Source organism: Methylophaga sp. UBA1464 (genome assembly GCF_002325665.1).
Lineage (GTDB): Bacteria > Pseudomonadota > Gammaproteobacteria > Nitrosococcales > Methylophagaceae > Methylophaga.
The window spans coordinates 40,025-48,026 of the sequence record NZ_DCSO01000114.1 but is presented as its reverse complement, the minus strand read 5'-3'; the positions used below and the strand labels follow the sequence as shown (position 1 = coordinate 48,026).

7 protein-coding genes are annotated in these 8,002 nt (G+C 43.8%); 3 read left to right on the top strand and 4 right to left on the bottom strand.

What is annotated here, in order from left to right:
• The 3 genes from B3O33_RS15450 to B3O33_RS15440 all read right to left on the bottom strand — a co-directional run.
• A partial coding sequence (locus B3O33_RS15450) for an alpha-amylase family glycosyl hydrolase (RefSeq protein ID WP_292363927.1) occupies positions 1 to 1,191 on the bottom strand: 1,191 nt, incomplete at its 3' end.
• 9 nt (positions 1,192 to 1,200) lie between these two features.
• Complete coding sequence (locus B3O33_RS15445; protein ID WP_292361746.1) at positions 1,201 to 2,424, bottom strand: glycosyl transferase; 1,224 nt, start codon at positions 2,422 to 2,424, stop codon at positions 1,201 to 1,203.
• Positions 2,425 to 2,441: 17 nt separating this feature from the next.
• Positions 2,442 to 4,199: an HAD-IIB family hydrolase gene (locus tag B3O33_RS15440; protein ID WP_292361747.1), complete on the bottom strand. Its 1,758-nt coding sequence runs from the start codon at positions 4,197 to 4,199 to the stop codon at positions 2,442 to 2,444.
• A gap of 571 nt (positions 4,200 to 4,770) precedes the next feature.
• Here B3O33_RS15440 and B3O33_RS15435 point away from each other — a divergent pair.
• Entirely contained in the window at positions 4,771 to 5,136 is a 366-nt protein-coding gene (locus B3O33_RS15435) for a hypothetical protein (protein WP_292361748.1), read from the top strand.
• A 310-nt stretch (positions 5,137 to 5,446) separates the two neighbouring features.
• Complete coding sequence (locus B3O33_RS15430) at positions 5,447 to 6,517, top strand: PQQ-binding-like beta-propeller repeat protein (protein ID WP_292361749.1); 1,071 nt, start codon at positions 5,447 to 5,449, stop codon at positions 6,515 to 6,517.
• A gap of 77 nt (positions 6,518 to 6,594) precedes the next feature.
• On the opposite strand, the gene galU is transcribed toward B3O33_RS15430, so the two are convergent.
• A complete protein-coding gene (gene galU, locus B3O33_RS15425; protein ID WP_292361750.1) occupies positions 6,595 to 7,452 on the bottom strand; it encodes a UTP--glucose-1-phosphate uridylyltransferase GalU in 858 nt (285 codons plus the stop codon).
• 254 nt (positions 7,453 to 7,706) lie between these two features.
• Between galU and B3O33_RS15420 the strand changes: the two genes are divergently transcribed.
• Positions 7,707 to 8,002: NAD-dependent epimerase/dehydratase family protein (locus B3O33_RS15420; RefSeq protein ID WP_292363926.1), on the top strand; the 296-nt coding region annotated here is incomplete at its 3' end.

Sequence of the window (8,002 nt, the reverse complement as noted above, 5' to 3'; positions counted from 1 at the left end):
AATATTGATCTCATAGGGTTTTTTGATGCCATTTTCCGCGGCACGCCAGGAGATTTCACCACCAAATCCCTGCATGGTTGAAATCAGTGCAGCGATCTCATTATCAGTCAATAATCCTTCAGCAGGACGCAAGCCAATACCGTCATGAGAGGCAATAAAATTAAAATAAGCCGTACCATTCTGAGCCGGCGGCATACTCATCAGCCATTGGCGTAAATAACGGCAGTTCCCACTAATCAACGTATTTAATAATAGTGGTGGTAATGAGAAGTTATAAATCCAATGTGCTTCATTGGCATTGCCGAAATAACTCAGATTTTCCCGGTTCGGAATATTGGTTTCAGTAATGATCACGGCATCACTCTGTGCCTGCTCAATCAATAAGCGCAGCAATCGGATCAGCTCATGTGTCTGGGGAAGATTAAGACAATTGGTTCCAGCCTGTTTCCATAAAAATGCCACAGCATCCAAACGAAACAGGCGAACTCCCTGATCCAGATAAAAGCGAATAATCTTTACAAAGGTTTTCAATACTTCAGTATTACGAAAATCAAAATCCACCTGTTCATGACTGAAAGTACACCAGACATGTTTAATACCTTGAGCCGTTTCAGTTTGTCTTAACAGTGGCGTAATACGTGGACGCACAACCAGAGAAACAGGGGTATCCGCCTCACAGGTATAAAAAAAATCGTGACCTTCACCCTGACCGGCAATAAAGTTCTGAAACCATTGGCTGCTGCTTGAACCATGATTAATGACCAGATCAGCCATCAGCCGATAATCTTTTGCGATGGCATTAATATCTCCCCAGTCACCCAATTCCGGATTGACCTGAAAAAAATCTTTTACCGCAAAACCATCATCACTGCAGTACGGAAAAAACGGCAGGATATGCACGGTATTAATGCAATCCGCAAAATAATCGTCCAAAAAATGTTTAAGTGTCTGTAGGGGGGATTCACCCGTTTTTAACACACTGTTGCCGTAGGTGATCATGGCAATATCACTGGCCTGCCATTTATTCTGATGTGGCTGAGGGGACTGTGCCTCAGGGTTTACCCGCATAATGGCTAATAACTCATTGGTCAGGGCAGCAAGCATTTCAGGGTCTTTAAGCTCGCCATACACAGTGTTCAGGTGATAAAGCACATTTTGAAATACAGCTGGCCGTTCAGATGTTGATGTCATGGTCATCCTTTAACCGGAAAATTCCTGATAGTCGTCTTCCACCGCCTGATAGATGCGTCCAAAAATATCCGGCAAAGCACTTTGCACCCGGTTCCAGCTGGGGATGAAAGGTGTTTCCATCGGGTTTTCCAGAAAAATCTGTCCGGCATCCATGATATTTCGGGCAAACATTTCCACCGAGGCTTCTTCCTGATGAATATCGAATTTCAAGCCATTCATTACGGCATCGTTTCGATAGGTTTCTACAAAATCCAGTGCGATTCGATAATAGGTGGCTTTGATACTGCGGAAATGTTCAGGACTGAACACGGTGCCTTTGGTGGCAAGTTTACGGAATAATGCTTTAGCAATATCTATCGACATCTTCGACAAACCGCCTTGCTGATCTTCGGGAGACAGATCCTGGTGTTTGTGGTCATAAATATCGGCAATATCTACCTGACATAATCGGTTATTGGCATAGTTTCGATGCATTTCAGATAACACACCGATTTCCAACCCCCAGTCACTGGGGATACGGATATCGCTTAACACATCACGGCGGAACGAAAACTCGCCGGCCAATGAATAGCGAAAGCTATCCATATAATCGAGATAATCACTCGGCCCCATGACCGATTTCAACGCCCTTAACAGGGGAGTAATTAATAAACGATTCACCCGACCGTTCAGTTTTCCTCCGGAAACCCGCGCGTAATAACCTTTACAGAATTCATAATTGAACATTGGATTGGCAACAGGATAAATCAACCGGGCGAGCAGTTCAGTGTTGTAAGTGACGATGTCACAATCATGTAAAGCAATTGATTCAGCTTTACCTGAGGCTAAAATATAGCCCATGCAATACCAGACATTGCGCCCTTTCCCAGCTTGATGCGGAGCCAGATTCAAAGCCTGCAATTCAGCATCAATAGCGCTTAATCGTGGTCCGTCATGCCACATTATCCGATGATGTTGTGGCAGATCATTAAAAAATGCCAAAGCATGTTTAAACTCATCAGCATTGGCCCGATCCAGACCAATCACAATTTCTGACAGATACGGGACGGTTCTTAATTGTTGCACAATCGCTGGAAGAGCTTCACCTTGCAGCTCTGAGAATAAAGAAGGTAATAATAATCCCATCGGCCGTTGCTGACTGAACTGCAATAGATCCTGTTCCAGATCAGCCAGATGACGATGCGTCAGATTATGTAGCGTTGTAATAATGCCATTTTGATGAAAGTCTGCCATGGTGGCCTCTTGTAATTTTAGTGCACGAATGCCGTGCTTATATGCAGCTGTTGCAAGACTTGCTGTACACCTTCTGCCCACCCACGCGGCCCGCAATGTGAAGCCTGCATGACATTGTTATGGCGCGTTAAGGAAGGTAATGAATTGACGGGTGAAGGAATTAATAAAGCCATGTCCGCGGTTTCCAGCATGGCGACATCATTCTGGCTATCACCGATCGCCAGACTGGTAAAACGTTTATCCGGGCAAAAATGTTCGTAAACCTGTTTCAACCATTGAATGGCGCAACCTTTGTCGCATTGTCCTGAAACATGTAAAAAGCGACCGCCAATCAAAACTTGAGCACCACGTTTACGGACTTCTTCAATAAATTGTTTTTGTTTACCCGGATTGCCATGCCATGCCAGAGCTTCACCGTATTGTCTTCTGGCAGCGCGGGCCGCGGCATGCACATCTAAACCGGTCATGGCGATAATGCCGTCAATTCCTGCCTGGGCAAACGTGGTGAAGTCATCATTGAATAAAGGTTTAACCGAATTAATTATGGATTGCCAGTGAGCGCGTGGTTGTACAAATTCTTTTATCCAGTACTTACCGGAGGTTTTGGTATCGGCTGGCTGGCTCGGGAAATAATTCACCGGAATAAACACTGCAGCCCCGTTTTCACAGATAAAAGGATGAAGATTATCCAGTGATTCACTGATCTGTTCGATTTCAGACTGGGTTTTGCTGCTGACAGGAATGAGTGGTATTTGCAGCTGTTTAAGTTTTGCCAGTACCGGGTCGGCTTCATCATGACGATAATTATGATGATCCAGCAGGCTACCATCCAGATCGGTAAACACCAGCAAAGAGGCCTTAGGACATGATGCCTCTGGCACAGATTGTTTAGGACGCTTCAAGGCCACGATATCCCTTTCTATATTGAGTTCAAATACATAGTCCATTTGTTCAGGCAATGTATCCAGACAGTGCTGGGTGACCCGCTGGTAATACTGAACAAACCGTGCGATATCATCAGCATCCATGATTTTATTGTTCACTGTACTGACTGTTTGTTGCAGCTTTTCTTCCTGTTCCAGACGCCAGTCATACACACAATCAAAATTAGGTGCCTTAAGCATGATCCAGCTATCCACCCGTTGAAAAAGGGCAGGATATTCCTGTTCAAGCTTTTCATTCACAAAACGTCGCCAGTAAACATCGGGATCTTCACTTTGTTCCAGCAGATTCATTGGTTCCGTTAATACATCTTCTGGTTGGGGACAGGCGCCCATGCACCAGCCTTCCAATACAATAAACTTTGGTGCGTATTCCAGTACCGGCCATTGCTCAACAGGAAAACGATCATCATGTGCTTTATCAAACCGTGGAATCGCAACATTTTTTCTTTCCGAGAGCAATTTATCTATAGTTGCTAATGCCAGTTCAACATCATGCGTTCCGGGCACGCCGCGAGTCGCTAATAAAGGATGAACGGTATTGGCTAAATCAATTCGTTGCTGATGCGTGAGATAAAAATCGTCTAAGGATAAAGCGATAGCGGATTGATGATGCTGGGTAGTCAGCAAATGCACTAAACATTCAGCAAGTGTACTTTTACCGGAGCCTTGCGCACCATGGATACCGATGATTATGGGGCGTTTTGCCCTTTTTTGGTGCAAAATCAATTCATCAGTGATGACGCTAAACCAGTCATCAATTTGTTTTGCATAGTTGGCTGAGAGCTGATGCGTACTCAGGAAATTCTGAATGTTTGTAGAAGGATTGACCATCACCATTGCCTGTTCCAATCGATATTGAAACAGCCTGACGCAACATTCATACCGATAGTGTGAAATTTTCCTCAACGTTAAGTATGAGCCTAAATAATGCGTATTGCTTCTATCGGCTTTTAAACCATTCTGAATCCCGATTAATCCAAATTGAAATTCATCAAATGCAATCGGCTGTTTGAGTATGGATATTTTTCATGGGAGATATTCGGCTCGGACAATTTATTCCTGGTCATTCAGCTTCTTGATTTTTACAGAGCGTCAACAACGTCGACATAACCGCAAAAAAAAAGGGTAAACCCGAAGGTTTACCCAAAGCTCAGCACGCAGCGAGAGAGAACGAACATGCACTGAAGAAAACTACAATTTTGTTATTGCATTAACGATGCCAAAAATATAAATCATTTAAAAACAGTCTCTTAGTGTTTTATGTTGAGTTGAGATTCGTTTTTTCGCACCACAAAACAGCATCTTTGCACCTCCGCAGCGCATACAAACCAGTGAGCCATGAATTTTTCCCGGATTTTTGTCAGTCAAACATTTCTGTTGATAACAAAATGAGATGGGATAAATGAATAAACTGCTTAGTATTTGGTTTTTACTGTTTTCAGCGTCGCTTACCGCTGCCGATATGCAAAGTAAGCAAAGTTTGATTACAGATTGTTATCAGGAATGGCAGAGCAGGGGATGGACATTAGGTGAGGATAAGCGCCCTGCTGCAAATATTGTCGGGTTTCGAGAGGGTATTATGCGGATATGTGAAGTCCGAACAGAATTATTCTTACAGGGGGAAAATGTTTCTCCTTACATTCAGGGGCGTCTTCGTGATCTGGCTCCTTATGTGTTCACAGCAAGTAAGGAGGATCTTAAACAACGCATCCTGCAAGTAAATGACCAGACCGGTTATCCAGGCGGAGCGGGTTTTTTATCTGAATGATTAAGCTTGAGAGCTATCCATCTATCACAGCTGGAAGCTATTTTTACGAGCAGCTGGGTGAAGATGCGATGCAGTCATTTAGATAAGAAATTTCACCAGACCATCAGATATGATTAAATGTCCTGTCCGGAACCAATGGGGCGATAAATAGCGCTTCAATGATTCTGTAATCTGCGGTCAGATGCCAAAATCAACCATCCTGAATTGATGCCAGACCATTTTTTCAAGTTATTAAGAAAAGTTAATCATGATCCAATATCGTTTTGTTAAGTTGCTTATTCCGGTTTTTGGACTTTTCTTGCTAGTCACAATGAGCAGTGGATGTTCGGAGAAAGCGGACAACGAATCTTCAGCCATGTTCAGGGCAGATAGTCAGCGAAGTGGTGACTTTCTTACCCAGGGACCAAAGCAAAAACCTGAAACGCTTTGGCGTTATCATGCAGATGAGGGTGCGGCCTCATCCCCGGTCACCAGTGGCAACCTGGTATTTTCGGGACGTTTTGATGGACTGATGCTGGCTTTGAATAACAAGACGGGTCAGGAGCAATGGCAATTTGCCACACAAGGCGGAATTTTTTCTACGCCGGCCGTTGCTGAAGAGCAGGTTATATTTGGTAGTGATGATAAACATATTTATGCCTTGAATAAATTCAGCGGCAGCTTTTTATGGGCATTTGAAACGCAAGACCGGGTGTTTGCCTCGCCATTGATCGCCAAAGGCACCGTATTCATTGGCAGCCTTGACCATCATTTTTATGCAATTGACCGGCATAGTGGTGAGCTCAAATGGCGAATCAAAACGAATGGTCAAGTGGATTCGTCTGCAGCAATTAAAGATGATCGGTTGTATTTCGGTAGTGATGATGGCGCTTTGTATGCGGTCACTACTGATGGTGAGGTGTTATGGACCTTGGATACCGGAGCAGCGATAGATGCGTCTCCAGTGATTTCTGAAGAAGATAATATGCTTTATGTCGGCAATGATGCCGGAGTGTTGTTTGCTGTGGACCTCGAGTCAGGCAAACCAATATGGACCTTTGAAACAGGTTCACGGCTGTTTGCTTCACCCGCTTTGAAAAATCAGCAGATTATTTTTGCTGCAACAGACGGTCGGGTATTTTCCTTAAATAAGGAAAGTGGAGAACCATTTTGGCAATTTGACGCTCAAGCCGTTGTGTTTTCATCTCCGGCAATTGCAGGTGAACAGGTTTACTTCGGTTCAATGGATGGTTATTTGTATGCGCTTGATATAAACAACGGTGAACAAACATGGCGGTTTGATTCCGGATGGGCCATATTTGCCTCACCGTTTGTCGATAATGGAATACTTTATATAAGCAGTGATGATGGGGATTTATTAGGGCTTGTTGATCCATCATAGCCGCCAGCAGTGGTGGATTTGAAAGATCAGCAAGCCCTAGCNNAGTGGTGGCTATGAAGGATCAACAAGCCCTAGCCTTACACTGATTTATTCAGATGCTCATGTTCGTAGTAGTAATTTGTGGCTTCCACAAACCCTTCAACACTGCCACAGTCAAAACGACGGCCTTTGAACTTAACGGCTAAAACCAGTCGATCCTGTGCCATCAGGCGTAACGCATCCGTAATTTGAATTTCACCGTTAGTGCCTGGCTGGGTTTTACGTAAATAGTCGAAAATTTCAGGCGTCAGCACATAGCGACCAATGATGGCCAGGTTACTTGGTGCTTCTTCCGGTTTAGGTTTTTCAACCATATCCTTGATTTGATAGATTCCCGGAGCGATCTCATCACCGGAAATAACCCCGTAACTATGAGTTTCATCAGCAGGTACTTCTTCAATCGCCACAATGCTGCATTGGTAACGTTCATACAAAGCAACTAATTGGCTGAGCGCGCGTTCGCCACCTTCATCAGGTTTAGCACATAAATCATCAGCCAGAATGACAGCAAAAGGTTCGTTGCCAATCATCGGCTCGCCGGTCAGGATGGCGTGACCCAGACCCAGCATTTCACGTTGTCGCATGAACACAAATTCGCAGTTATCCATCAGATAACGAATATCATCCAAAAACTTTTCTTTGGATGTACCTTTGATTTGATGTTCCAGTTCGAAACTAGTGTCAAAATGGTCAGCAATAGCGCGTTTACCGCGTCCGGTGATAAAACCGATTTGGCTTATACCTGCCTCCATCGCTTCTTCAACACCATATTGAATCAACGGCTTACTGACAATCGGCAACATTTCTTTTGGCATTGCCTTAGTTGCCGGGAGAAATCGTGTGCCATAACCGGCAGCAGGAAATAAACATTTTCTTATAAGACTTTTTACAGCCATTGACGAGATCCTTATCAAACTGTTGTGGAAAAAAGTGATGACGTTAAGCTAAAGTAATTGCCTGTGAAGTTCAAGAATTGCATGTTGGTACATTTATTCCAGTTATCAGTAGACTGATACATTGTATTCGTACAACATGACTATTTAGTTTCGCTCAAAACACTCTTTCAACCATTTTTTTAATAGGCAACGAGGGCTATGAACTCTGCTCAGGTAAATTTCATTGATTGTGGGCGAAACAAGGAATACGTTAAATGAAAGTGTTAGTTCTCGGTGGTGCGGGTTACATTGGTTCGCATATTTGCAAAGCGCTGGCGTTAATAAATCATCAAAGTGTCGTCGTCGATAATTTAAGCACGGGGCATCGTGAAGCAGTTCGCTGGAGTCAGTTTATTGAAGCCGACATTCTTGACGCTGATAGCTTAATCAGGATTTTGCAGGATGAAGGGCCATTCGATCTGATAATGCATTTTTGTGCGAAATCGCTGGTGGGTGAATCCATGCAAAATCCAGCCCTTTATTACCGTAACAATGTTGTGGGCACGTTAAA

Coding starts and splice junctions, on each gene's coding strand:
- B3O33_RS15445 (WP_292361746.1), bottom strand. CDS start 2,424: ATGGCAGACTTTCATCAAAATGGCATTATTACAACGCTACATAATCTG.
- B3O33_RS15440 (WP_292361747.1), bottom strand. CDS start 4,199: ATGGTCAATCCTTCTACAAACATTCAGAATTTCCTGAGTACGCATCAG.
- B3O33_RS15435 (WP_292361748.1), top strand. CDS start 4,771: ATGAATAAACTGCTTAGTATTTGGTTTTTACTGTTTTCAGCGTCGCTT.
- B3O33_RS15430 (WP_292361749.1), top strand. CDS start 5,447: ATGAGCAGTGGATGTTCGGAGAAAGCGGACAACGAATCTTCAGCCATG.
- galU (WP_292361750.1), bottom strand. CDS start 7,452: ATGGCTGTAAAAAGTCTTATAAGAAAATGTTTATTTCCTGCTGCCGGT.